At 65.3% G+C, this 25,588-nt stretch carries 21 protein-coding genes; 8 read left to right on the forward strand and 13 right to left on the reverse strand.

From position 1 onward, the window contains the following. Positions 1–34: 34 nt before the first annotated feature. Together FOB72_RS14555 and FOB72_RS14560 are read left to right on the forward strand one after the other, a co-directional pair. Complete coding sequence (locus FOB72_RS14555; protein ID WP_150373251.1) at positions 35–1,363, forward strand: MFS transporter; 1,329 nt, start codon at positions 35–37, stop codon at positions 1,361–1,363. Positions 1,364–1,369: 6 nt separating this feature from the next. Further along, positions 1,370–1,981, forward strand: a complete 612-nt coding sequence (locus tag FOB72_RS14560; RefSeq protein WP_150373252.1) for a 2-hydroxychromene-2-carboxylate isomerase — start codon at positions 1,370–1,372, stop codon at positions 1,979–1,981. A 61-nt stretch (positions 1,982–2,042) separates the two neighbouring features. Here FOB72_RS14560 and FOB72_RS14565 read toward each other — a convergent pair whose 3' ends face one another. The 3 genes from FOB72_RS14565 to FOB72_RS14575 are packed head-to-tail and all read right to left on the reverse strand — an operon-like array spanning position 2,043 to position 4,445. Beyond that, positions 2,043–3,422, reverse strand: coding sequence for a sensor histidine kinase (locus tag FOB72_RS14565; protein ID WP_150373254.1), 1,380 nt, complete (start codon positions 3,420–3,422; stop codon positions 2,043–2,045). After that, positions 3,419–4,084, reverse strand: a complete 666-nt coding sequence (locus tag FOB72_RS14570) for a response regulator transcription factor (RefSeq protein ID WP_150373256.1) — start codon at positions 4,082–4,084, stop codon at positions 3,419–3,421. Before FOB72_RS14570 ends, FOB72_RS14565 begins: the two co-directional genes overlap by 4 nt. 1 nt (position 4,085) lies before the next feature. After that, positions 4,086–4,445, reverse strand: a complete 360-nt coding sequence (locus FOB72_RS14575) for a PepSY domain-containing protein (RefSeq protein ID WP_223851347.1) — start codon at positions 4,443–4,445, stop codon at positions 4,086–4,088. Positions 4,446–4,556: 111 nt separating this feature from the next. On the opposite strand from FOB72_RS14575, the gene FOB72_RS32200 reads away from it, so the two are divergent. Next, positions 4,557–4,718, forward strand: a complete 162-nt coding sequence (locus FOB72_RS32200; protein ID WP_191002157.1) for a hypothetical protein — start codon at positions 4,557–4,559, stop codon at positions 4,716–4,718. Positions 4,719–4,998: 280 nt separating this feature from the next. Next, positions 4,999–5,916 carry a hypothetical protein gene (locus FOB72_RS14580; RefSeq protein WP_150373257.1) on the forward strand — a complete coding sequence of 306 codons (918 nt, stop codon included), beginning with the start codon at positions 4,999–5,001 and terminating at the stop codon, positions 5,914–5,916. An 84-nt stretch (positions 5,917–6,000) separates the two neighbouring features. Here the strand turns inward: FOB72_RS14580 and FOB72_RS14585 are convergent, their stop codons facing one another. The 6 genes from FOB72_RS14585 to FOB72_RS14610 all read right to left on the reverse strand — a co-directional run bounded on the left by FOB72_RS14585 (position 6,001) and on the right by FOB72_RS14610 (position 14,299). Continuing rightward, positions 6,001–7,344, reverse strand: coding sequence for an MFS transporter (locus tag FOB72_RS14585; RefSeq protein ID WP_150373259.1), 1,344 nt, complete (start codon positions 7,342–7,344; stop codon positions 6,001–6,003). 95 nt (positions 7,345–7,439) lie between these two features. Then, a complete protein-coding gene (locus FOB72_RS14590) occupies positions 7,440–8,255 on the reverse strand; it encodes an enoyl-CoA hydratase/isomerase family protein (RefSeq protein WP_150373261.1) in 816 nt (271 codons plus the stop codon). Between the two features lie 3 nt (positions 8,256–8,258). After that, positions 8,259–9,869, reverse strand: a complete 1,611-nt coding sequence (locus FOB72_RS14595) for an AMP-binding protein (RefSeq protein ID WP_150373262.1) — start codon at positions 9,867–9,869, stop codon at positions 8,259–8,261. Further along, a complete protein-coding gene (locus tag FOB72_RS14600; RefSeq protein ID WP_150373264.1) occupies positions 9,862–10,440 on the reverse strand; it encodes a (2Fe-2S)-binding protein in 579 nt (192 codons plus the stop codon). Before FOB72_RS14600 ends, FOB72_RS14595 begins: the two co-directional genes overlap by 8 nt. Further along, the gene (locus FOB72_RS14605) at positions 10,437–11,252 is read right to left on the reverse strand and encodes an FAD binding domain-containing protein (protein WP_150373266.1); all 816 of its coding nucleotides are present in this window, start codon (positions 11,250–11,252) and stop codon (positions 10,437–10,439) included. The genes FOB72_RS14600 and FOB72_RS14605 overlap by 4 nt, the downstream gene beginning before the upstream one ends. Continuing rightward, the gene (locus tag FOB72_RS14610) at positions 11,249–14,299 is read right to left on the reverse strand and encodes a xanthine dehydrogenase family protein molybdopterin-binding subunit (protein WP_150373267.1); all 3,051 of its coding nucleotides are present in this window, start codon (positions 14,297–14,299) and stop codon (positions 11,249–11,251) included. Before FOB72_RS14610 ends, FOB72_RS14605 begins: the two co-directional genes overlap by 4 nt. A 143-nt stretch (positions 14,300–14,442) precedes the next feature. On the opposite strand from FOB72_RS14610, the gene FOB72_RS14615 reads away from it, so the two are divergent. The 3 genes from FOB72_RS14615 (at position 14,443) to FOB72_RS14625 (ending at position 18,655) form a co-directional block, all read left to right on the forward strand. Then, the gene (locus tag FOB72_RS14615) at positions 14,443–15,351 is read left to right on the forward strand and encodes a LysR family transcriptional regulator (protein WP_150373269.1); all 909 of its coding nucleotides are present in this window, start codon (positions 14,443–14,445) and stop codon (positions 15,349–15,351) included. A 165-nt stretch (positions 15,352–15,516) separates the two neighbouring features. After that, positions 15,517–16,752: an NAD(P)/FAD-dependent oxidoreductase gene (locus tag FOB72_RS14620; protein ID WP_150373271.1), complete on the forward strand. Its 1,236-nt coding sequence runs from the start codon at positions 15,517–15,519 to the stop codon at positions 16,750–16,752. A gap of 265 nt (positions 16,753–17,017) precedes the next feature. Then, positions 17,018–18,655 carry a putative bifunctional diguanylate cyclase/phosphodiesterase gene (locus tag FOB72_RS14625; protein ID WP_150373273.1) on the forward strand — a complete coding sequence of 546 codons (1,638 nt, stop codon included), beginning with the start codon at positions 17,018–17,020 and terminating at the stop codon, positions 18,653–18,655. An 84-nt stretch (positions 18,656–18,739) separates the two neighbouring features. On the opposite strand, the gene FOB72_RS14630 is transcribed toward FOB72_RS14625, so the two are convergent. Together FOB72_RS14630 and FOB72_RS14635 are read right to left on the reverse strand one after the other, a co-directional pair. Next, the gene (locus FOB72_RS14630) at positions 18,740–19,501 is read right to left on the reverse strand and encodes an SDR family NAD(P)-dependent oxidoreductase (protein WP_150373924.1); all 762 of its coding nucleotides are present in this window, start codon (positions 19,499–19,501) and stop codon (positions 18,740–18,742) included. Between the two features lie 39 nt (positions 19,502–19,540). Next, positions 19,541–20,281 carry an SDR family oxidoreductase gene (locus FOB72_RS14635; protein WP_150373274.1) on the reverse strand — a complete coding sequence of 247 codons (741 nt, stop codon included), beginning with the start codon at positions 20,279–20,281 and terminating at the stop codon, positions 19,541–19,543. Between the two features lie 283 nt (positions 20,282–20,564). Here FOB72_RS14635 and FOB72_RS14640 point away from each other — a divergent pair, with 283 nt between their 5' ends. Beyond that, complete coding sequence (locus FOB72_RS14640; protein ID WP_150373925.1) at positions 20,565–21,479, forward strand: AraC family transcriptional regulator; 915 nt, start codon at positions 20,565–20,567, stop codon at positions 21,477–21,479. 118 nt (positions 21,480–21,597) lie between these two features. On the opposite strand, the gene gyrB is transcribed toward FOB72_RS14640, so the two are convergent. Next, a complete protein-coding gene (gene gyrB, locus FOB72_RS14645; RefSeq protein WP_150373276.1) occupies positions 21,598–24,123 on the reverse strand; it encodes a DNA topoisomerase (ATP-hydrolyzing) subunit B in 2,526 nt (841 codons plus the stop codon). Between the two features lie 154 nt (positions 24,124–24,277). Next, positions 24,278–25,393 (reverse strand): DNA polymerase III subunit beta, encoded by a 1,116-nt coding sequence (gene dnaN, locus FOB72_RS14650; protein WP_150373277.1) that lies wholly within the window; start codon positions 25,391–25,393, stop codon positions 24,278–24,280. Between the last annotated feature and the right edge of the window lie 195 nt (positions 25,394–25,588).

Genomic DNA, 25,588 nt, shown 5'->3' on the forward strand with positions numbered 1-25,588 from the left:
CGCGCTGCCATTCCCCCACACAAGGAGCGTCACGATGAGCAGCATTCCCACCACGCGCACGCGGCGCGAGTACATCACCGCGGGTCTGGCCAGCATGATGGGTACCACCATCGAGTGGTACGACTTTTTTCTGTACGGTACCGCGGCCGCGCTGATCTTCAACAAGATCTTCTTCCCCTCGTTCGATCCGCTCACGGGCACGCTCGCCGCGTTTGCTACCTACTCGGTGGGCTTCTTCGCGCGGCCGCTCGGCGGCATCGTGTTCGGCCATTTCGGCGACAAGGTCGGCCGCAAGTCGATGTTGCTGATCACGCTGTTCATGATGGGCATTCCGACCATCCTCATCGGCCTGATTCCGTCGTACGACAGCATTGGCTACTGGGCCGCCGTGGCGCTCGTGCTGCTGCGCCTGCTGCAGGGCATCGCGGTGGGCGGCGAGTGGGGCGGCGCGGTGCTGATGGCCGTGGAACATGCGCCCGAGGGCAAGAAGGGCTTCTTCGGCAGCCTGCCGCAGGCCGGTGTCGCGCCGGGACTCGTGCTGTCGTCGCTCGCCATGGGCATGGTGGCCGCGTTGCCCGAGAAGGACATGCTGACATGGGGCTGGCGCGTGCCGTTCCTCGCCAGCGTGATCCTGCTCGCGGTCGGCTGGTTCATTCGCGCGAAGGTCGCCGAGTCGCCGGACTTCGAGCAGATGCAGAAGAAGGGCGAGAAGGTGGAGATGCCCGCGATGGTGGTGCTCAAGCGCTATCCGCGCCAGGTGCTCACCGTCGTCGGCGGACGCCTTGCCGAGGTGACGTGGTTCTATACCGTGGTCACGTTCTCGCTGGCGTACGCCACGGGCACGCTCGGTGTGCCCAAGTCGGTGATGCTCGATGCCACCGTATGGGGCGCGGCCATCGCGCTGTTCACCATGCCGCTGTTCGGCGTGCTGGGCGATCGCTTCGGCTTCAAGTGGGTGTTCATGGCAGGCACGGTCGGCATTCTGGTCTTCGCGCCGCAGTTCTTCTCGCTGCTGCAGTCGCTCGATCCGAAGAACATCACCATTGCGGTCGCGATTGCGATCGGCCTCGTCTACGCCTGCCTCTACGGCCCCGAAGGCAGCCTGTTCTCCGCGCAGTTTCCGGCCGAGGTGCGTTACAGCGGCATCTCGATCGCGGTGCAGGTATCGGGCGCCATCGGCGGCGGGCTCGCGCCCATCGTCGCCACCTCGCTGCTCGCCTATGGCAAGGGCAGTCCCACGTATATCGTGTGGTATCTCTGCGCGCTGAGCGTCATCGCGTTCATCAGCGCCGCATGCATGCGCGATTCGGCATTCGCGACGGCTCCGCTCGGCGCCGTGCAACGCGGCACACAAGGGGGGTAAGCGCGCATGACCCGCCCGCATATCGACTACTACTTCTGGCTCAACTCGGACTGGGCCTACCTCGGCGCCGATCGGCTCGACGCGCTTTCGCGGCGCATGGATGTGGAGATCCGGCACAAGCCCGTGGACCTGCCCAACGTCTATGCGCGCACGGGCGGCGTGCTGCTCGGCCAGCGCGCGCCGGAGCGCCAGCAATATCGCATCGCGGAGCTCAGGCGCTGGTGCCGCAAGCTCGGCATCGACGTGAATCCGACGCCGAAGTACATGTGCCCGAACGCGGACCTCGCGTCGCGCATCGTGATCGCGGCCGATCGGGCGCACCTGCCGGTGCTCGGGCTGTACAAGGCCATCCTGCACGCCGAATGGTGCGAGGAACGCGATATCTCGTCGGCGGACACGCTGCGCGAGATCGTGCGCGGGCAGGGCCTCGATGCCGATGCGCTGCTGGCGCGGGCGCTGCAGGACGACATCGAGGCACTGTACCGCCGCTACACCGACGAGGCCGTCGCGGCGGGCGTGTTCGGCTCGCCGTCCTATGTGTTCGAGGGGGAGTTGTTCTGGGGGCAGGATCGGCTCGACATGCTCGAGGAGGCCATCGCGCTGCGGCTCGCGTCCTGATACGTCCCGAACAACTTGCAGGACTGCGGCTCCCTCCGGGGAGCTTTTTTTTAACCCGCGCTCATCCACCCGACGGAAATCGCAACCGCGCCGAAAGCCCGCCTTCGCGCGCCCGTGCAAGTTGCAGTTCGCCGCCATACAGCGCGCTGATATCGCGCACGATCGCCAGCCCGAGTCCGCTGCCTTCGGCCTGCTCGTCGAGCCGCACAAAGCGCGACATCACGGCCTCGCGCGCCTCGTCCGGAATGCCAGGGCCGTCGTCGGCAACCTCGATCTCCAGCGCATCGTCGCGCTGCGCCACGCGCAGACGCACGCTGTGCCGCGCCCAGCGGCATGCGTTGTCGAGCAGGTTGCCGAGCATCTCGATCAGGTCCTGCCGGTCGCCGGGGAACATCCCTTCGCCCTCCGCCTCGATATCGAGCGCGCGTTCGCCATGCAGTCTGCGCAGCGCGTGCACGAGCGAGCCCGCCACGTCGTGCACGGGCACCAGCCCCGCATCGCGCGTGGCACCGGCGGCACGCGCGCGGGCCAGATGGCGATCGACCTGCCTGCGCATGACGTCGAACTGCTCGGCCATGCGATGCCGCTCTTCGGGCGGCAGGCGATCGATATCGTTCGTCAGCACGGCCAGTGGGGTCTTGACCGCATGCGCGAGATCCGCGGCCTGGCGCCGCGAGCGCGCGACGGCCTCGGCATTGCGCGCGAGCAGCTTGTTGATTTCATCGACGAGCGGAATCACTTCGCTGGGCCATGTGCCGCCGAGCGTCGTTTCGCGCTGCCGGTGCATGGAGACCAACGCTTCGCGCAACCGCCTGAGCGGCAACAGGCCGAAGCTGATCTGCGCGACGACGGCGGCCACCAGGCCCGCGCCGAGCACCGCGAGCGACAGCCACAGCAGATTGCGGAACGAGCGCTTGGCCGCGCGCAGTTCGGTTCGGTCGATCGCCACGCCGATCGTGACGGGCGGCATCGCTGTCCCCTGTGCTCCCTGCGGGCTCGGCGTCCCCGTGCCTTCCAGCCGCACCGTGCGCGTCATCACCATCAGCGACTGATCGCGCGGCCCCGTGGCCACGTAGGCATCCGTCGTCGGCACCTCGCGATCCATCTTCGCGGGGAACTCGGCATCCCATAGCGAGCGCGAACGTACTTCGGACTTGCCGCCGACCGCGTGCCAGTAGGCGCCGGAGTAGGGGCGCTCATAGCGCGGATCGGCGGGCGTGCGCGTGTTCACGAGCACGCCGGCGGGTGTCCATTCAAGCGACCCCGCGAGGCTCGTCACTTCACGATTGAGCTGGCTGGCGTAGGTCTGATCGACATGGCGCTCGAACAGCGCGGACAGGATCAGGCCCGTCGTGACGAGCGCGCCGATCACCCATAGCGTGGAGACCGCGAACAGCCGTCGCGCGATCGAGCGCGTGGGGGATTGCGCCGGCGCCGTCATGCCTGCGCGGACTTCATGCGATAGCCGCGGCCGCGCACGGTCTCGATGCGATCGGTGTCGAGCTTCTTGCGCAGCCGGCCGATGAACACCTCGATGGTATTGCTGTCGCGGTCGAAGTCCTGCGCGTAGATATGCTCGGTCAGCGCGGTCTTGCTCACGATCTCGTCCTGATGGTGCATCAGGTAATCGAGCACGCGAAACTCGTGGCTCGTGAGCGAGACCACCGCGCCGGCGACCGACACGGTGCCCGTGCGCGGGTTCAGTTCGATCGGCCCACAGGCGAGCACGGGCGCGAGCTTGCCCGACGCGCGGCGAATCAGTGCGCGGATGCGCGCCTGCAGCTCCTCCATGCGGAACGGCTTGGTCAGGTAGTCGTCGGCGCCCGCATCGATCCCCTCGACCTTCTCCACCCAGCTGTCGCGCGCGGTGAGGATCAGCACCGGCAGCTCCGATCCCGCTTCGCGCCAGCGCCGCAGGACGGACAAGCCGTCGAGCGACGGCAGGCCGAGATCGAGAATCGCGGCGTCGTAGGGGTTCTCGCTGCCAAGGTGCCAGCCATCGAGTCCATCGGCGGCCACGTCCACGGCAAACCCCGCCGCCACGAGCGACTGCTCGAGTTGCCGCGCCAGGTCGGGTTCATCCTCCACCACCAGGATGCGCATGTCAGGGCGCCTTTCGCGCGCCGTCGAGCTTCGCGCCCTTGCTCTTGATCAGCGCCACGGTCCGCGCGTCGTACTTGAGCTTGGACACGCCCCCATCGGGCAGCAGCAGCTTCACCTCGTAGATCCACTGGCCGTCGTCGTGATCGAGCTCCACGTCGAGCACGTCGCCGTTGTAGGTGCGATTGACGGCATCGAGCACGCGCGCCAGCGGCACGATCTCGCCGGCCCTGAGCGCGGCCCGCGCCCGATCGGCATCGGTGTCGGCCATCGCGGGGTACGAGGTCACGGACAGCACGCCGAGGGTCGCCGCCATGGAGAGGGCGATCGCGGCATTGCGGAGATGGAAGGTTCTGGTAGCCATGGCGTCATCCTGACGCGCCGAAGCTGAACGCAACCTGAACGCCATGCTCAGCCGCCGTTCAGGTTGCGGCCCGCATGATGCATCCCATCGACTCCACTCACGAGAATAGCCATGCCGGCCAGCGTCCAACGAAGCGTCCATGCTGCAGATACTACTCCAGCCCCATCCGCGCCCACGCGCCGGCGCGAACGCAGCGGCCTGCGCGAATCCCTGGGCATGCTCGGCGCGCTGTTCGGCACGCTCGTGCTGGTAAGCAGCCTGTTCTGGCGCTGACAGCCGAGTCGGCACGTAGATGTCTTGTATGTATCATTTATCAACAATATATCGATAAAGCGGCAATCCCCCTGACGTTGGGAGCGCCGCGTACACCACTCTTCTCTAGAATCTCCCCCTGATCGAGAGCCGGTCACCAAATTCGGGCCAATCGACAAAACAAACAAAAACGTTAGGGGAAATCATGAAGGCAATGGGTAAGTGGATGGCCAGCTGTGCGCTGGCTGCAATGCTTTGTGCTTGCGGTGGTGGTGGGGATGACGCCGGCAGCTCGCTGAATGTGAGCGCTACGGGCAGCAGCACGCAAGGGACAACCGTCGGCAGCGGCCAGACCGCGACGCTCAACGTGCAGTCGGGCGATTTCATCACGCTGCGCACGGGCGCGCCGGTCAGGTGGCAGGCGGTCATCACGAGCAACCTGACGACGCTGACGAACCAGTCGCAAAGCGAAACGGTCTGGTCGGGCAACCTGATCAGCCCGACCGGCGACACCATCCAGCTCACGGGCACGCTGGTGAGCGATGCCAGCAAGGTGTTCAAGCTGAACCTGACGGTGGCACCGCAACGCTACACGGTGCCCGCGCCGAAGGTCGGCACGGTAGCCACGCTCACCGAAACCACGACACGCCTCGGCGGCACCGTCAGCACGCAACACATTGCCTACACGACGACGGCCGTCGCCAACGGTATCGTCACGGTCGACAGCGTCAACGCCGACACGAACACGCCGGACGTACGCTACACGCAGAACCTCGACGGCAACCGCCTGACCCGCACGTTCCTCAGCAACGGCAACCTGTGCACGTACACGCCCAAGCGCACCCTGTTCACCTTCCCGATGTACGTCGGCAAGTCGTGGACCGACACGTGGAACTACAGCTGCGTGGCCGGCTATCGCGAGACGGGCAACGTGACGGCAACCGTGGTGGGCTACGAGCCGGTCACGGTCGCCGCCGGCACGTACAACGCGCTGCGCGTCAACTTCGTGATCACGTACACGAACTCGAACGACAGCCTGCTGCCGAACGGCAACCTCGGCACGGCAACGTACTCGGAAACGATCACGGGCTGGTGGTCGCCGGAACTTGGCCGCACCGTGAGGTGGGTATCGAACAACGCGTACGCCACGGGCTTCTCGAACGCGGCTTACACCAAGACGTTCACGCAGGAACTGCAAAGCCTGCAAAGCCCGCAGTAACGCGGCAGCATGTGTGGAAAAAATGGCCAGCAAATGCTGGCCATTTTTATTGGTCGCCTGGCGCTCCCTCGCCGCGCGCCCGCCTCACTTTTCTCCAAGGCGCCCGATGGTTTCCGGCACGATCACCGCGCCAGCCAGGTAAATGGCAGTGACCGCGGCGACGAAGATTCCGAGTACCCTCGGCAGGTCGGCGGGGGTGCTGGCGCACAGCGATGCAAAGGTTGGCATCATCCCGCCGATCGCGAAGCCGATATTCCATGACAGCCCAGTCCCCGTGGCACGGATGCTGGTCGGGAACCGTTCGTTCAGGAAAATAAGGATCGGGGAAAAGCCCATGCAGCCGAGCATCGCCAGCGCTGTCGCATACATGCCGAGCGTGATGACGTCCTGCGCTGCGGGCATCTGTTGATAGATCCACGGCAGCAGCACCAGATTCAAGGCACCGATCAGCAGGAAGCATCGCCGGCGACCGATCAGCGTGCTGAGGTGACCGGCAAAGATCGATGCCACGATGACGCCGGCACTGCTGGCCATCAGAATGGCCGCGGACGCGCCCGCCGGCGCGTTCACTGCGATCTTGAGGAAGGATGGCAGATAGCCTGAAGTCAGGTAGTAGGCGCTGCCGCCGCCCATCGTGAGCAGGATATTGACAACGAGGACGCCGCGGTACTTGCTGGAGAACAAGACGCGCAACGGGGCGTCGGCCGGTGCGGTGCGGCCCTTGGCCGCCTGCAACTGCTTCCACAGCGGCGACTCCTCGAGCGAGTTGAAGATGATCAGGCCGAGCACCGCGCTGATGATGCCGGCGAAGAACATGCAGCGCCAACCCCAGACGTCGAACGCATCGCCGGGAAACAGCGCGGTCATTGCCATGTAGGTGATGGAAGCCAGCAGCGCCCCGATGCCCGCGCCACCGCCACCGACCAGTCCCGACACGGCGCCGCGCCAGGACGGCGGCACCGATTCCGTACCGATGGTGTGGGTGGAGGCCACCACGCCGCCGACAAAGATCCCCTGCGCCAGGCGCAGCAGGATGAACAAGCCCGGCGCGAGCAGTCCCACTTGTGCCACCGTGGGCAGCAGCCCGAACGCCGCCGTGGACAAGCCAACGCCGGTCACCGCAACGACCATCGCGCCCTTGCGCCCGCGGCGATCGGCATAGGAGCCGAAGATCGCGGAGCCGAGCGGACGCATCAGCAGCGTCACCGCAAACGACGCGTACACGGCCGCCAGCGACAGCATGGCATGTTCCGACGGAAAAAACAGCCTGCCGATCACAGGCGCCACGAACAGCAGAATGAACAGGTCGAACAGGTCCAGCGCCCATCCCATGCACGACGCCGTCACCGCACCAAGCACCTGGCGATTGCTCGCCGCTGGCAGCGTATCGTCGATCGTGTCCGTCCTCGTCTTTGCTACGGCTTCCATAGTTGTCTGTCTCCTTTGATTTGGATCTCTGCCGCGATCAATGCGGCAGCGGTGGCGCGTGGCGGTTCGTTGCCGTCAGGCGCCCCCCGATTGCGTCAGCTACCGGTGAACGCCGGCTTGCGCTTGCCGTGGAACGCTTCCACGCCCTCGCGGAAATCGTCCGAGCTGCGGAGGCGGCTATAGCAATGCCCTTCCAGCTCGATGGCGATGGACAGCGGCGCGTCTTCGGTGTCGTTGAGCAGCTTTTTGGCGGTACGCTGCGCCAGCGGGGAGAAGCTGCGCAGCTCGTCGACCAGCGCATCGGTGGCGGCTTCCAGTTCCGCGTCGGCGACACACTCCACCGCGATGCCCCACTCATAGGCTTGCTTGCCCGAGATACGGCGCGAGCGCATCACGATGTCCTTGGTGCGGCCGATGCCCACCATCTTCTGCAGGCGCGCCGAGCCGCCCGAGCCAGGAATCTGCCCGAGCTTCTGCTCCGGCAGCGCGTACTGCGTGGTCTCGGTGGCAATGCGGAAGTCGCAGGCCAGCGACAGTTCGAAGCCCACGCCAAAGCAATAGCCGCGGTTGGCGGCAATCACCGGCTTGCTGCAGCGCGCCGGCGCTGCAACGTTCCACGCCAGCTGCGAGACGTGCTCGGGCGACGCCTCCAGAAAGCCCTTGATATCGCCGCCGCTGGAGAAGTGCTCCCCCTGCGAGCGCAGCACGATCACGCGCACGCGCTCGTCGGCATCGAGCGCTTCGATGACGGCGCGCAACTGGTCGCGCGCCGCCATGGCAATGACGTTGTACGGCGGGCGGTGCAGGATGATGTCCGCACGCTCGCGCGCGGCGTCGATCTCCACGGAGAAGCCGTCGAGCTCTTGCAGACGTTGCTGGTCGGGATGGATCAGTTCGGTTGCCTGGGTCATGTTTTACTCCTTGATCGTGTCGGCAGGCGTGGCGTCCGCTGCCTGATTGGGATTGGGGTTGAGGGTGGGGTCGCCGGAAGGGGTGACGTGCGGGGTGACGTGCTCGTACTCGCCGGCGGAGAGCTTGCGGCGGAGGATCTTGCCGACCGGCGACTTGGGGATCTCCTTCACGAACACGTAATCGCGCGGGCGCTTGAAGTTCACCAGGTCCGAGCCACGGCAGTAGGTATCGAGAGCCTGTGCGTCCACGTTGCCGCGCGGCTTGACGAACGCCACCACTTTCTGCCCCCAGCGCGGGTCCGGCACCCCCGCCACCGCCACCTCGTCCACCGCCGGATGAAGCGACAGCACGGATTCGATATCGACCGGGGACACGTTCTCGCCGCCGCTGATGATCATGTCGTCCACCCGGCCGCTGACGAAGAGGTCGCCCTCGGCATCGAAGTAGCCGGTGTCGCCCGTGAAGTACCAGCCGTCGCGCAGCGATTTCGCATTGGCGTCGTCGCGGTTCCAGTAGCCCTCGAAAGCCTCGTCGCCGCGCAGATCGGCGATGATCTGGCCCTCCTCGCCGCAAGCGACCAGATCGTCGGGTGAGCGCGCATCGAGGCGCACCACGCGCAGGCGCGTGTTGATTCCGGCGCGCCCGGCGCTGCCGGGCTTGCGGGTGGCGCGCTGGTCCACGCTGAATGTGTAAACCTCGGACGAGCCGTAGTGGTTCACGAACAGTTCCGGCTCGAACGCCATCGCAAGACGGCGCAACAGGTCGTCGCTCATCGAGGCGCCAGCAAAGCCGAGCTTGGTCGCGCTGCGCACGAGGGCGGCATCGAACCCCGGGGCGGCCAGCAGGTCGTGGTACAGCGTGGGCACCAGATACAGGCAGGTGATTCGGTGGGTGGCGATCTCCTGGAGTGCCAGCGCGGCGTTCCAGCGCCGCACGCAGACGAACAGGCCGTCCACCAGCGCCATGGCCAGCAGCGATCGCACGCCCATGGTGTGGTAGAGCGGCATGACGCCAAGGGTGCGTTCACCGCGGCGATACAGGTTCTGGGCTACGTGCGCCAGCGCCGCGGCACGCTCCTGCTGGTGGCGGCGCGGCACGCCCTTGGGCTTGCCGGTGGTGCCGGAGGTGTAGAGCATCAGCGAGAGGTCGCCCGCCTCGGCGACCGGGCCGTCATGCTGCGCGGCGCCGTCCAGCAGCGCGGCGAAGGACATCGCGCCGCCCGCCGCGCCGTCCAGCGCAATGCGGGGCACGGCCCGCGCCGCGGGGCTGGCCAGCACCGCATCGGCGCTGACCGGCTCGAACACCACGGCCTTGACGCCGGCATCCTGCACGCAGTATTCGAGCTCCTCCGGCTTCGCGCGCCAGTTCAGCGGCACCATCACGATCGAAGCGAACTGGCAGGCCCAGTGCAGCGTGGCCATTTCCCAGCGGTTTTGCAGCACGGCCAGCAATCGGTCGCCTGGCGCCAGGCCAAGCTTGCGCAGGCCGGAGGCCACGCATCGAATGCGCTCGTACCATTGCGCGTAGGTCAGCATCAGGTCGCCATCGACAATGGCGGGCGTGTGCGGACTGCGCTCCACGCTCTGGAGGAAGGTGCGGCCCAGATCAAGCATCGCAAGCCTCCAGGCGCGTTGCATCGTGGTCGGCGGCGCGCGCGCGGGCACGACCGGCCGCCACGTCGAGCACTGCCGCCACGATCGGCGTATAGCCCGTACAGCGGCACAGGTGGCCGGATAGCATGTCGCGCACCTGCGCCTCGCTGGGCTCCGGCACGCGCTCCAGATAGTCCGCGCAAGACATCAGGATGCCCGCCGTGCAGAAGCCGCACTGCAACGCGTGGTGGCGGCGGAAGGCGTCCTGCAGGTCGCCGAGCTGCCCGGCCGGCGCCAGTCCCTCGACGGTATCGATGGACCGGTGCTCCGCCTGCACCGCCAGCATCAGGCAAGAGCGCGCGGCAACGCCGTCGACGCGTACCGTGCAGGCGCCGCACACACCGTGCTCGCAGCCCACATGGGTGCCGGTGGCACCGAGCTCGTGGCGCAGAAAATCAGACAGCAGCTCGCGCGGCTCGCAATGGCCGCTGCGCGCACGGCCGTTCAGGGTCAGAGTGATGCGCCGCTGCTCGTGGCGCTGCATCACCTCGGCGGGCTTGCCGGATCCGGCGCCCTTGGTGGTCTTGCTCATCTTGCCTCCTCGATCACACGCTTGCCCAGTTGCCGCACCAGATGCCGGCGGTACTGCGCGCTGATGTGGGCGTCGTCTTGCGCGCCCAGTTTCCAACTGAAATCGTTGATGGCGGCCTCGAGATCCTTGCCCTGAAGACGGGGCCAGGTTTCCAGCACCGGCCGGTCCGCCACGCCGCCAACCGCCAGCGCGATCGCGTCATCGGTCACGGTGGCCGCGCAGGACACGAGCGCGAAATCGCCGTGGCGCGCGGAGAATTCGGCAAAGCCGTAGCGCGCGCCGGGGCGCCGCAGCGGAAAGCGCACCGCCTCCACCAGCTCGTCGGGCTCGCGTGCCGTCATCAACATGCCCTGGAAGAAGCTGGCCGCCGGCAATACGCGGCGGCGCCGCGCGGCGCGCAGCACCACTTCGCCGCCCAGCGCCGTCAGCACCAGTGGCAATTCCGCGCTCGGATCGGCATGCGCCACGGAGCCGCACACGGTGCCCCGGTTGCGAATCTGGAAATGCGAGATAAACGGAAGGGCCATCGCCAGCAGCGGCACCTCGTCGGCCAGCGTGGCGCGCCATTCGACACTGCCCTGTGTGGCCGCGGCACCCACCGTCAGGTGACCGCCATCCACGCGCACCGTATTCAGCTCGGCGGTCCGCGAGATATCGATCAGCAGTTCTGGCTGTGCCAGGCGCATGTTGAGTACCGCCATCAGCGACTGGCCACCGGCCAGCACGCGCGCGCCCTCGCCGCCACGTGCAAGCGCATCGAGCGCGTGCTGCGTGGATTCGGCGCGCAGGTAATCGAATGCGGATGGTTTCATCGGCGAACTCCCAAACGAGCCAGCAGGCGGTCAAGCCAGCCTTGCGGGCGTACTGGCTTGCCGGCGGCCTGGCGGCCGAGCGATTCGAACAACTGACGCAGCACCACCTTGGCCGCGCCTTCCAGCATGCGACCGCCCACGGCCGCGACCTTGCCGGTGACCTCGGCCTCGTAGTCGTAACTGAGGCGCGTGCCGCTGCCCTGCGGCGCCAGTTCCACCAGGCCCGCGCCGCGCGCGCTGCCCAGCGAGGACATGCCGGCGCCCGCTAGCCGCAGCCGGTGCGGGGGATCGAGGTCCGACAGGGCGATCTCCGCCTCGAAGCGCGCCTTGATCATCCCGACCCCGACCGTGACATCGGCGCGGTAATGGTTTTCTGCGGTGCGCTCCAGCGCGTGGCAGCCGGGCACGACCCTGGCCAGCGCCTGCGGGTCCAGCAGCACGGCGAATACGGCTTCGGGTGTGGCGTCGAGATCCACCGTGCCGCGCGCGGTGAGCGCCTTGCCACTGCCCCTGCGGGCGGCAGGCACGGCAGCATCCCGCATGGCTTCCAGCAGCTCGGGGCGCGACGGTGGCGGATCGTCGAAGCCCACCATGGCCATCACCTTCGCCGGGGTCAGCGGCAGGCGGATATCGTCGACGCCGAGCGCGTCCGCCACCGCGTTCGCGATGCAGGGCGGCGTGCTCATGTTGTTGCCCTCGCCAAGGCCCTTCGCGCCGAGCGGCGTGAAAGGGCTCGGTGTTTCCAGATGCACGATCACCGGATCGGGCACTTCGCAGGTGGTCGGCATCAGGTAGTCGGCCAGGGTGCCGGACTGAAAGCTCCCGTCGGCGCCATAGCGGAACTCCTCCATCAATGCCGCGCCGAGCCCCTGCGCGAAAGCCCCGCGGATCTGGCCATCGGCCAGCGCCGGGTTCAGCAGCGTGCCGGCGTCATGCGCGGTCACGTAGCGGTCGATACGCACGCGGCCCGTGGCACGGTCAATCTCCACGCCGCACATATCGAAAGCGAAACCATAGGCGGCGGAGGTGTTGATGCGGTCGCTGTCATCGGGCGCTTCCAGATTGGGCGGCGACCAGAAGACCGTCTCGCGCAGGCCAGGCTCTTCTCCCTCCGGCAATTGCTGCGGCGACCAGTGGGGCGCGTTGCTCGCGACACGCGCGAAGGGCAGTGCGGATTCGGGTGCGCCCTGCCGGGCGATATGGCCGTCCGCGAACTCCACCTCGGCAGGCGTGCAGCCGAACTGCGGCGCCGCGATGCGCGCCAGCTTGTCGCGTACCCGCTGGGCGGCCAGATGCACGGTGCCGGCCACCGCGCCGGCAAAGCGGCTGGAGTAATTGCCGGCAGCCACCGACCACGCATCCTTGTGGGTATCGAACTCGACGTTCACCACCACCTCGGCCGGGGCCACGCCCAGCACGTCGGCCACCACCTGCGCGCACACGGTCATATGCCCCTGTCCGGCCGGTGTCGAGGCAATCGTGACCACCACACCGCCAAGCAGATCCACGCTGACCGTGGCGCTGGCGATGGCGCCATTCTTCGGGCCCGCTTTCTTGCGCGCCTCGGCCGGCATGGCGGTGGTGATGTAGCCCATGTTGGAGACGGACGGCTCCACGATGGCGGCAAAGCCTATGCCATATAACCGGCCCTCGGCGCGCGCGGCGTCGCGGCGGCGCGTCAGCTCGGCATAGCCGCCGTCTTCCAGCGCGCGCGTCAGCGCTTGCTGGTAGTTACCGGAATCCAGCAACGCCCCGGCCGCCGCGCGATAGGGGAAGGCATCGGCAGCAACGAAGTTGCGGCGATAGATGTCGAGCGGATCGAGTCCGAGCTGCGTTGCGATGCGCTGGACCAGCCGCTCCAGCGCGAAATACACCTGCGGCCCGCCAAAGCCACGCACCAGCCCGGTGGGCGTCTTGTTGGTCATCACCACCCGGTTGCGCACCAGCAGGTTGGGGATGTCGTAGGCGCCGGTCAGACAGCCATGCATGCGATAGAAGGTGGCGGGCTCCGGGGCGCGCAGGTAGCCGCCGCAGTCTTCGACCTGGTCATAGGAAAGCGCCACGATGCGGCCATCGGCGTTCACCGCGGCTTCCAGTGTGGACAGCCGCGCGGTGGCGGAGGTGGCGGCGCTGAGGTGCTCGAGCCGGTCTTCCACCCACTTCACGGGCGCGCCGGCCTTGCGGGACGCCAGGCACATCAGCACCGCGTAGGGAAACACGGCCTGCTTCACGCCGAAGCTGCCGCCGGAATCGCGCGGGGCTTTGTGGCGCAGCCGGTTGGCGGGCACCTTGAGCGCCATCGCCATCACCGCATGCAACGAGAACGGCCCCATGAAATTGGAGGTGACGTCGTAGCCTTCGTCGCCGGGCAGGCACTCCGCGATCACCACGCCGCATTCGATCGGCGTGCAGGTGTTGCGCGGATAGTGGGCGGTCAACGTGACCCGGTGCGGGGCCGCGGCGAAAGCGGCTTCGGGCTCGCCGTAGCGGAAGTGGCGATCGCTCACGACATTGGCGCCCACGCCGGGATGCAGGACGGGCGCATCGTCGCCCAGCGCCGCTTCGATCGATACCACGGGCGGCAGCACGTCGTAAGTGACGCGCACCAGATCGAGCGCGTCTTCGGCGAGGGCGCGGCTTTCTGCCACGACCACGGCCACCGGCTCGCCCACATAGCGCACGCGGTCCATGGCCAGCGCCCATTGCTCCATGGGGGCTTTCACGGCCACCACGAAGGGACGCGACCAGGCCACGAGGTCCGCGCCGGTCAGCACCGCGTGCACGCCCGGTGCGTCGAGCGCGGCGGAGGCATCGATACGGCCGAGTTCGGCATGCGCATGCGGGGAACGCACGATGGCGGCGTGCAGGGTGCCGGGCTTCACGCCCAGGTCATCGCCATAGCGGCCACGGCCTGTCAGGATCGCAGCGTCCTCGAGCCGCTCCATCGATCGGCCCACATGCGGGCGGCCCACATGACGCTGGCGCCCGGCCGACGCGCGGGTCTCCTCGATCTTGCCGGTCATGCCGCCAGCATCTTTGATTCTCATGCCTGTCTCCATTCTGTCCGCGGGATCCGACGGACGAATCCGCGGTTCCTGCAGCCTTGAACAGGAGCTTAGTGAGAATCTGGTATTAGTTATAATATTGTTTATTGATCGACTGCATCATTAAGACTGATAGCGAGAAGCGCATGGACCTCAAACAAATTCAGTACTTCATCGCGCTCTTCGAAGATGGCTCCGTCACACGTGCGGCCAAGCGCATGAACATCGTGCAGCCAGCACTGAGCATGCAGATCGCCAAGCTGGAGGAAGAGTTCGGCCAGAAGCTGTTCGATCGCATCCCGCACGGGATGGTCCCGACCGCCGCCGGCCGCATGATGTACCGGCTGTTCCTGCCGATCACGCGAGACCTCGCCAATGCGCGGCAGCAACTGATGCAACGCGAAGAGCAGGTGGCCGGCAGCATCTCCATCGGCATGGTGGCGTCGGAGACGGAAAGCGTGCTGGTGGGGTCGCTGGCCCGCTTCAACGCGCGCTACCCGAATATGGAGGTGTCCGTCGCGGACGGATTCAGTGCCACGCTGATCGACCTGGTCTCCGCGGGGCATCTCGACGCCGCGGTGGTGCATAAGCCCCGTGGCAAGCTCTCGCTCCATGTGCAGACCCTGCACGACGAGGAAATGGTGCTGGTCACCAGTACCGAGCATGGCGTGGAACTGCCGGCGGCGGTCGAACTCGCCAAGCTGCCCGGACTGGAACTGGTGTTGCCCACCAAACGTCATGGCCTGCGCGGCGTGATAGACGCCGCGACGCAGGTCGAAGGTGTCACGCTGCAGCCAAAGTTCGAGATCGATATCCTCGGAACGATCATGCAGTTCGTCGAGGCCACGCGCTTTGCCACGGTGCTGCCGCGCATCGTGGTGCAGCGGGCGGTGACCGAGGGCAGGCTGCGCATTTATCCGATCCTGGCGCCGCGCATCGTGCGCCATCTGGTATGCGTGAGCCATCCGCAGCGTCCGCTCGGCACGGCCGCCGACGCGCTGATCGCGATCGTGGCCGAGGAGATCCGGAGGGTGTCCGGAATGCCGCACGAATAGCGCGGCATATCCGCCCTGAACCATCAGTCATTGCATGCTCGGAAGGCACTGCAGAATTCGGACAAACCGGAGCAGGATCGGGGAAGACGCGTGCTCCACCGCACCCCTATGGTGGTTGGTGTTGGCGTCCTGACTGGCACGGACGACGGACCTGGAGCCACCTTCATGGTAAAGATCTACGGGAGAAGGCGTACAGCCACCGGCTACGCAATTCGCGACTTCCTTCATCGCAGCGACATTCCTTTCGAATGGATCGAGCTCACTTGCGACGACGATGCTGCGTCGCTTGCTGGCGTGCAGGACCTGACCGATGCGCGCCTGCCCGTGTGTGTCTTCCATGACGGCACACGGCTCGAATGCCCGACCATCCGTCAGATCACGGAAAAGCTCGGCTGGTTCGCCAACCCCTCACGATCGGAGTACGACCTCGCCATCTACGGCGCCGGCCCCGCGGGACTGAGCGCGGCGGTGTACGGGGCATCGGAGGGCTTGCGCACGATACTGGTGGAACGGTGGGCGGTCGGCGGTCAGGCAGGTAGCAGCTCGAAGATCGAGAACTACCTGGGCTTTCCCGATGGCATCGGTGGCTGGGAGCTCGCCGAGCGCGCTCGCGCCCAGGCGGTGAGGTTCGGGGCCGAGATACTGCTTGCACGCGCGGGCATCCGTGCGGAGTTTCCGCCAGGAAAGGGCATCGTCTATCTGGAAGACGGTACTCGCATCACGGCGCGAACGTCGATCTGCGCCACGGGCGTGGCGTATCGCAAGCTAGGGCTGCCTGACGAGGATCGCTTCTTTGGCTCGGGCCTCTACTATGGTGCCGGGGCGAGTGAAGCGGCACTGACGCACGGCGAAGATGTCTATATTGTCGGAGGCGGCAACTCGGCAGGCCAGGCGGCAATGTACTTCGCGCAGTCCGCCCATCGCGTTTTCATGATCGTGCGCGACGCCTCGCTGAAGCGCACGCTATCGCAATATCTGGTGGACCGTGTGACCTCGGCACCCAATGTGGAAGTTATCCCATGCACCGAAGTCACGGCGCTCCACGGCGACGAGACGTTGCGTGAAATCACGCTGACCGATATGCGCACCGGCCAGCACCGCAAGGTCAAGGCGCACTGCCTCTTCGTCTGCATCGGTGGCTTACCGCAGACAGAGTGGGCCACGCACGTGGGGATCGTGCGGGACGAAGCCGGCTACCTCGTCACCGGCCCAGACCTGCGCGAGTTCGAGCCCGACCCGCGATGGCCGCTCGACCGCGCTCCGCTTTATCTCGAGACCAGTATGCCGGGCGTGTTCGCTGCGGGAGACGTCCGCCATGCGTCGATCAAGCGCGTCGCATCTGCCGTCGGTGAAGGCGCCATGTGTGTGGCGCTCGTGCATCGATATCTGAATGGCGGATGAACAGCCGCCCGATGGTTTCTCGCGGTACGGGTCACGAGCGCCCGGCCAGGCGGCCGGAAAATCGCTCAAACCGCCGTTTGAAGGGCCTCGTGCCAGCAAGCCGCACCCTGGCGCCGGCGCTGAATGATCGCCATCATGCGAATTTCCTCTTACGATATGCCCTGTCAGTTATCGCAGACATTACCGGCGCCGTCGCACCGGTCGAATACGGAGAAGCGCGGACGTGGGAAGTTTTCAAATACTCGATCACATCACGGACGGCGTCATGTCGCTCGACCGAGAGTGGAAATTTCGGAATATCAACCATACCGCCGAGCGGCTGCTCAAGCGTCAGTCCGCGGACCTGCTGGGCCGCGAGATCTGGGCCGAATATCCGGACCTCCTCGGGTCGAGCTACGAAAAAGCCTATCGCCAGGCCGCCGAGACGGGTACGCCCAGCACCGCGACCGACTTCTACGCTCCGCTCGATACCTGGTTTGAAGTGCGGGCGTTCCCCAGCGACGACGGAATCATCGTGCTCGTCCGCGATGTCACCGAAGCGCGCGCCATCTCCGAACGCCTGTTGCGCCAGGCGACGCATGACGAACTGACCGGTCTCATCAACCGGCGGGAACTGTTGTTGCGCCTGAACCGTCTCGTCGATGAAGGCACGGCCGCTTCCGTCGATCTGCTCTTCATCGACCTTGACCGCTTCAAGGATACGAACGACTCGTTCGGCCATGTCGCGGGCGATGACGTACTGCGTGCCATCGGCGAGCGTCTTTCCGGCATGTGTGGCGAAGGCGGGACCGTGTCGCGCATCGGCGGGGACGAGTTTGTGATTTTTCTCGTCGACGCGCCCGAGGACGAGGCCCCACGCGTCGCGCATGAAGTCGTCGTACGCTTGCGCGAGCCCATCTTGACGTCGTGCGCGCGGGCTTCGGTGGGGGCCAGCATAGGCGTGGCGCGCTATCCCGTTTCGGCGGCGAATGCCGGAGAACTCCTGCGCAATGCGGACATCGCGATGTATCACGCGAAACGCGCGGGCGGCTCGCAGGTGTGGTCGTTCGGCAAGGAGGACGCGCTGCGCCTCTCGCATCGCCGGCGGCTACGCGCAGATCTGGAGAGTGCGAGCGCCGCGCGCCAGTTCGAACTGCACTATCAGCCACAGCTGGATCTGCATACCGGCCGCGTCTACGGTGCCGAAGCGCTCTTGCGATGGAACCATCCGCAACTCGGGCTGCTCACGCCAATCGATTTCCTCGACGTGCTGCTTGCATCGCCGGCTTACGAGGCGACCGGCGACTGGCTCATTCGCAATGCGTTCCGTCAGGCGGCGGCATGGCAGGCGGCGAGCCGTCCGCCGTTCAAGGTCGCCGTCAATCTCTCGGCCACGACGATCCAGAACGGCGATCTCGCCGCACTGGTTCTCGAGGCGGCCGAAGCGGCCGGTGTATGCGCTTCCGTACTGGACATCGAGGTGACCGAGACGGTCGTCATGAGCGACTTCGCTACCGCGTCGCGCGCGCTTTCCGCGGTACGACAGCTCGGCGTGACCGTCTCTCTCGACGACTTCGGCACCGGCTACTCCAGCCTCGCATACCTCACGCGATTGCCTGTCGATCGCATCAAGATCGACAAGTCGTTCGTGCAGGAACTCACCGTCAAGGAAACCTGCCCTCGGGCGCGTGCGATGGTCGAAGCCATGGTCGCGCTCGCGCGCGCGCTCGGCATCAGAACGGTCGCGGAAGGCATCGAGACCGAAACGCAGTTTGCCCTCGTCAAGGAACTCGGCTGCGACGCCGTGCAAGGCTATTTCATCGGCAAGCCGATGCCGGCATCGCGCATCGACCCGAATGCCGAGATGCGGTTCGGAGGCGCGGGCGCTTCGTCGTTGCACAACGCAGGAAGCGGCTCGCGTTGAAGGTCATGAAAAAAACCGCCCGAGGGCGGTTTTCTTTCTCGGCACGTCAGATGCCTTCAGATACTTACGCGGCCAAGACGTGGATCAAGGCAGGGCCACGCTCATGCCACCGTCGGCCATGACTACGGCGCCGACGATAAAGCTGGCCTTTTCCGATGCGAGGAAGGCGATCACCTCGGCGATTTCCTTCGGCTGGGCCGCGCGGCGGATCGGTGCCTTCTTGCCATGCTCGGCAAGGAAGGCCTGGCCGTCCGCATGGATGTGGTTGGTAATGTTGGTGATGACATCGCCGGAGCCCACCGCATTCACGCGAATACCGTGTTCGATGGCTTCCAGCGAGAGCGCCCGCGTCAACTGAGCAAGTGCGCCCTTGGATGCCGCATACGCTGCGATGAGCGGAAAGGCCTGATAGCAGGCGTAGGACCCCACGTTGACGATGGCCCCCGTCTTTGCCGGCAGCATGGCGCGCATGGCTTCCCGCGAGAACAGGAAAGCGCCGGTGGCATTGACGGCCTGGATGCCATTCCAGTCTTCCAGCGACATATCCACCAGCGGCTTGTTGATGATGACCGCCGCGTTGTTGACGAGGATGTCGAGCTTGCCAAAGCGGTCGATTGCCGTGGTAACGGCCTGCACGGCGCTTTCCTCTCGCGCCACATCGGCGACGACGGGAACGATGCCAGGTCGCGCCAGCGCTTCGACGTTGCTGCTGCGCTCGACGGCAATCACATTCGCCCCTTCGGCGTGAAGCAGTTCGGTGGTCGCCAGGCCGATACCACTGGCTGCACCGGTGACGATGGCGACCTTGCCTGCGAAGGCACCGCTTGTCGTGTTTCGTGATGTCATCATGTTCTCCTGATTGATTTGGGTCCCGTGCCGGATGGATCAAAACGGGCTGGCGGTGGGCCGTACGACGATCTCGCTGACGTCGACGTCGGCGGGCTGCTCCACCGCGTAGGCGATGGCACGTGCGATCGCGTCAGGGGTGATGGCGATGCGACGGAACTCCTGCATCGCCCTGCGCGCGGTGTCGTCGGAGATCGAGTCGGCCAGTTCGGATTCCACGACGCCGGGGCAAATCACCGTCACGCGGATCTTGTCGGTTTCCTGGCGCAGCCCATCGGAGATAGCGCGCACGGCGAACTTGGTGGCGCAATAGACTGCGGCAGTCGGCGACACGGAGAGCCCGCCAATCGAAGAAATATTGATGATCTGGCCCATCCCTTGCGTTTCCATCGTCGGCAGCACGGCGGCAATGCCATGCAGCACGCCACGAATGTTCACGTCGATCATCCGGTCCCACTCGCCGACCTTCAGCGCGTTGAGCGGCGAAAGCGGCATCACGCCCGCGTTGTTGATCAGGACGTCGATGCGACCGAAGGCATCAAGCGCGAATTGGGCGAATGCCGCCACGTCGTCGGCCGAGGTCACGTCGAGCTCGCGGTAACACACCCCGCCGCCGGAGGCTACGATCGATGCCGCCAACCCGGCGAGCCGGTCGGTCCGGCGTGCACCGATCACGAGCCGGTGTCCTTGCGCGGCCAGCAGGCGCGCGGCGCCCTCGCCAATGCCGCTGCTCGCCCCGGTGATCAGAATGACTTTCGATTCGTTGGCTACGATTGCCATGTTGCATACTCCTATCGTTGGTTCGGATCTGGCCGCGGAGGTCGGCGCTTGATGCAGCGCGCTCCGCAGTTGCGTTTCGGCCTCCAATGAAGCGGTACGGTTCGTTCGGCCGGTGCATGAATGTTAGGGATGACCTGCCTGCAGGCGAATACACGGACCGATGCCGTTATTGCCTGTTCCTATTGAACCGGCTGGTACGGTGTGCAAGGCGGGCTAGAATGGCGGCTGCAGGCAAACAAGAGGAGGCTTTGTGTCCAAGGTCCGCTCCCCCGCTTCCGTCAGGATGGTTCGTCTGATCGAGAAACTGGCGCCCAACGAGGGCTACACGCAGTCGACGCTCGATAGCGTGCGGCTGATGCGTTCGGATCGGCCCCTTGGGCGCACACCGGTGCTGTACGAGCCGAGCATCGTGATCGTGTGCCAGGGCCGCAAGCTTGGCTTTCTGGGCAATGAGGTCTATGTCTACGATGCGCAGCACTATCTCGTACTGTCGGTACCGCTGCCGTTTTCCACGGAAACCCAGGCTTCGCCAGAGGAACCCATGCTGGCGGTGTCCATCCGTCTGGACCTCCTCGAACTCAGCGAACTGATCACGCAGATCGGGGCGGCAGGAGATCTGCCTCAGGCACCGCCCAACGGCATGGTGTCTACGGGGCTTGACGAGAATCTGGCCGATGCAACCGTCAGGTTGCTGGAGACATTGACGGTCCCGATGGATGCTCGGATTCTGGGGCCCGGCCTGGTACGGGAAATCTGCTACCGCGTGTTGACGGGGGCACAGGGAGGCGCGATGCGTGCCGCTCTCGCTCACCACGGGCGCTTCGGCCGCGTCGCAAGAGCGCTGAAGCGCATCCATGCCGATTATGCGACGCCATTGAACGTGTCCCGCCTGGCCGAAGAGGCCGGCATGAGCGTGCCGGCATTTCACGCCAACTTCCGCACGGTGACCCAGACGTCGCCAATCCAGTACATCAAGTCCACCCGCCTTCATCAAGCGCGCCTGATGATGATTCGCGACGGCGTCACCGCGGCGGCAGCAGCGGGACGAGTGGGCTACGAGAGCACTTCGCAGTTCAGCAGGGAGTTCAAGCGGCTTTTCGGGCGAACACCGGTTGAGGAGGCACGCGACATGCGCGAATCCTTCACCCTGTCACCGGCGGTTCGCTTCAATCCAGAGCCAGCGATAAGGGGGCCATAATCCCCTCGAAACACTAGGCATAAAAAAAGCCGCCAGAAGGCGGCTTTTTCTCAATTTCCACGTCACAGAGTTCTCAACAACTTGGCAGAGATCTCACGTTTCGTGACATCCGACATCATCAAACATCAATATTCCGCGCCACCAGCGCATTGCTTTCGATGAAGTTCCGGCGCGGTTCCACCTCGTCGCCCATCAGCGTCGTAAAGATCTGGTCCGCGGCGATCGCGTCTTCGATCTGTACCTTCAGCAGGCGGCGCTGCGTCACGTCCAGCGTCGTTTCGAACAGCTGGTCGGGATTCATTTCGCCGAGACCCTTGTAGCGCTGGCGCGTCACGCCGCGTTCGGCTTCGCTCAGGAGCCATTGCATGGCCTGGTGGAAGTCGGACACGGTCTGGTCGCGTTGCTTCTCGCCTTCGCCGCGCTTGACCTTCGTGCCGTCCGGGATCAGGCCCTGGAACGTCGCCGCGGCCTTGGCCAGCGCCTCGTAGTCGGCGCCGTGGACGAAGTCCGCGTCGAGGTGCGAGAGGCGGACGTTGCCGTGGTGGCGGCGCGCGATCATCAGGCGGTGCTTGTCGGACTTCTCGTCGAACTGTGCGTAGACGTCGGCGGTACCGTCGTCGTTGACGGCGGCGCCCAGCAGCGTCTTGGCGTGCATCTCGGCGAGCTTCGCCTTGAGGGCCACGGCCGAAGCTTCCGCCGCCGCGGCGCTGTCGAGGTCCAGCGTGACGCCGTCCGCGATCGCGCGCAGGGCATCGCTATCCACGATGCGCGAGAGGCGGCTGATCACGCCTTCCGCCAGCTGATACTGGCGGGCGAGCTCGGTCAGCGCATCGCCGTTGATCTCGCTGCCATCCGGACGAATCAGCGCGGCCTTCTCCATCGCGAGCTTCAGCAGGTATGCGTTCAGCTCGTTGTCGTCCTTGATGTAGCGCTCTTCCTTGCCGTGCTTGATCTTGTAGAGCGGCGGCTGCGCGATGTACACGTAGCCACGCTCGATGATGTCCGGCATCTGGCGATAGAAGAACGTCAGCAGCAGTGTACGGATGTGCGAACCGTCCACGTCCGCATCGGTCATGATGATGATGCGGTGGTAGCGCAGCTTCTCGAGGTTGTAGTCGTCCTTGCCGATACCCGTGCCCAGCGCGGTGATCAGCGTCAGCACCTCCTGGCTCGACAGCATCTTGTCGAAGCGCGCGCGCTCCACGTTCAGGATCTTGCCCTTCAGCGGCAGAATCGCCTGGAACTTGCGGTCGCGGCCCTGCTTGGCCGAGCCGCCTGCGGAGTCACCCTCCACGAGGAACAGTTCGGACAGCGCCGGATCGCGCTCCTGACAGTCCGCCAGCTTGCCCGGCAGGCCCATGCCATCGAACGCGCCCTTGCGCCGCGTCATCTCGCGCGCCTTGCGCGCGGCCTCGCGCGCGCGCGCCGCGTCGACGATCTTGCCGCAGATGATCTTCGCGTCGGTCGGCGTTTCCAGCAGGAAGTCCGTCAGCGCCTTGCTGACGAGTTCTTCCACCGGCAGACGCACTTCCGACGACACCAGCTTGTCCTTGGTCTGCGAGCTGAACTTCGGCTCGGGTACCTTCACCGAGAGCACGCACGACAGGCCTTCGCGCATGTCGTCGCCCGAGGTCTCCACCTTGGCCTTCTTGGCGATCTCGTTCTCTTCGATGTACTTGTTGATCACGCGCGTCATCGCCGCGCGCAGACCCGTCATGTGGGTACCGCCATCGCGCTGCGGAATGTTGTTCGTGAAGCAGAGCACCTGCTCGTTGTAGCCGTCGTTCCATTGCATCGCCACTTCCACGGCAATGCCATCTTTCTCCGCGTTCGCGTAGAAGATGTTCGGATGCAGCACGGTCTTCGCGCGGTTGATGTACTCGACGAAGCCCTTCACGCCGCCCGAGAACGCGAAATCCTCTTCCTTGCCGGTACGCTGGTCGGTGAGCTTGATATGCACGCCGTTGTTCAGGAACGAGAGTTCGCGGATGCGCTTGGACAGCACCTCGTAGTGGAATTCGACGTGCGTGAAGATCTCCTCGTCGGCGAGGAAGTGCACTTCGGTACCGCGCTTGTCGGTCGCGCCGACGATCTTCATCGGCGACACTTCCACGGGCTGGCCGTCCGGGCCTTCCACGGTCTCGATGATCCGGTTCTGCACCTCGCCACGCGAGAATTCGATCAGGTTGACCTGGCCATCGCGGCGCACGGTCAGGCGCAGCCACTTGGAGAGCGCGTTCACGCAGGACACGCCCACGCCGTGCAGGCCGCCCGACACCTTGTAGCTGTTCTGGTTGAACTTGCCGCCGGCATGCAGCTCGGTCATCGCGATTTCCGCGGCGCTGCGTTTCGGCTCGTGCTTGTCGTCGAACTTCACGGCCGGCGGAATGCCGCGGCCGTTATCGACGATCGAGATCGAGTTGTCGCTGTGGATCGTCACCGAGATCTCGGTGCAATAGCCCGCCAGCGCCTCGTCGATCGAGTTGTCCAGCACCTCGAACACGAGGTGATGCAGGCCAGTGCCGTCGGACGTATCGCCGATATACATGCCCGGTCGCTTGCGTACCGCCTCCAGGCCTTCCAGGATCTGGATCGAAGAGGCTCCGTAGGTGTTTTCCTGTTGCGGTTTCTGCTGTTCGGTCATGTTTTCCTACTCACGGCAAATGCGGCAATCGGCGCGCGTGTTGCTGCTGGCGCGCCCCGATCGTTCCGCAATAGCGGGTTACTAAAACGGCAAAAGGGGCGGATCGACGGGATCCGGCCCCCTGCTGGTATCTTGTCGTCCGAATTCCGGAGGATCAGATGCGCATCGGCATGACGACGTACTTGAAGTTGTCGTCGTCCGGCACGGTAATCAGCGCACTCGAATTCGAGTCGCCGAGGCTGACCTGTACCTGCTCGCTCTTCAGGTTGCCCAGCACGTCGAGCAGATAGGTCACGTTGAACCCGATATCGAGCGCGTCGCCCGAGTAATCGAGTTCCAGCTCTTCCTGCGCCTCTTCCTGATCGGCGTTGGTGGAGCTGATCTTCAGCGTGTGCGTGTCGAGAATGCAGCGCACGCCCTTGAACTTGTCGGTCGTCAGGATCGCGGTACGTTGCAGCGCCTGCTGCAGACGCACGCGGTCGATCGCGAACGCATTCTTGTAGCCCTTCGGAATCACGCGCTGGAAGTCCGGGAACTTGCCTTCCACGAGCTTCGAGATCAGCTCGATGTTCGCGAAGCTGAACTTCACCTGATTCGCGGCCAGCTGCACCTGCACGGGATCGTCCGTGTCCTCGAGCAGGCGTTGCAGTTCGAGAATCGTCTTGCGCGGAATGATGACTTCCTGACGCGAGCCGCCACCGGTGGCTTCGGTGTCGAGCTCCACACCGCAATACGCCAGACGGTGACCGTCGGTCGCGACGGCCATCACCTTCTTGCCGTCCACCACCAGCAGCATGCCGTTCAGGTAGTAGCGGATGTCCTGCTGGGCCATCGCGAAATGGACCATCGCGAGCAGATGCTTGAACGTCTTCTGCGGCAGGCTCACGCTCGCGTTGAACTCGCTCGCTTCCGCCACGGTCGGGAATTCCTCGGCCGCCAGCGTCTGCAGTGCAAAGCGGCTCTTGCCCGATTGCACGGTCATGCGCTTGTCGTTCAGCGACAGCGCGACGTCGCCGTCGGGCATCGCGCGCAGGATGTCGAGCAGCTTGCGCGCGGCCACGGTCGTGGCCACGTCGTCGCTGCCGACGCCGCACTCGGCGTGCGTGGTGATCTGAATCTCGATGTCGGTCGACAGGAAGGAAACGTTCGAGCCGGACTTGCGAATCAGCAGGTTGGCCAGGATCGGGAGTGTGTGGCGGCGCTCCACGATGCCGCTCACGATTTGCAGCGGACGCAGCAGATTGTCTCGCGAGGTTTTGACCAATTGCATTGAATTTATCCTTCGTCGTTTGTCGTCAGCTCGACCGCAGATGCGCAAACCCCTGAAATCGATTCAAATTCACTTATGAATCAAGGAGTTAATGTTGCATTGTACCAAGGATAAGCCGCTGCGGTGAAGCGGGGCGGTTCCGGCAAGCGGCGCGCTTGTGCCCAAAAAGCCACGGCGCGCCCGTCCGCATTGCAG

This window comes from Cupriavidus pauculus, assembly GCF_008693385.1.
Lineage (GTDB): Bacteria > Pseudomonadota > Gammaproteobacteria > Burkholderiales > Burkholderiaceae > Cupriavidus > Cupriavidus pauculus_D.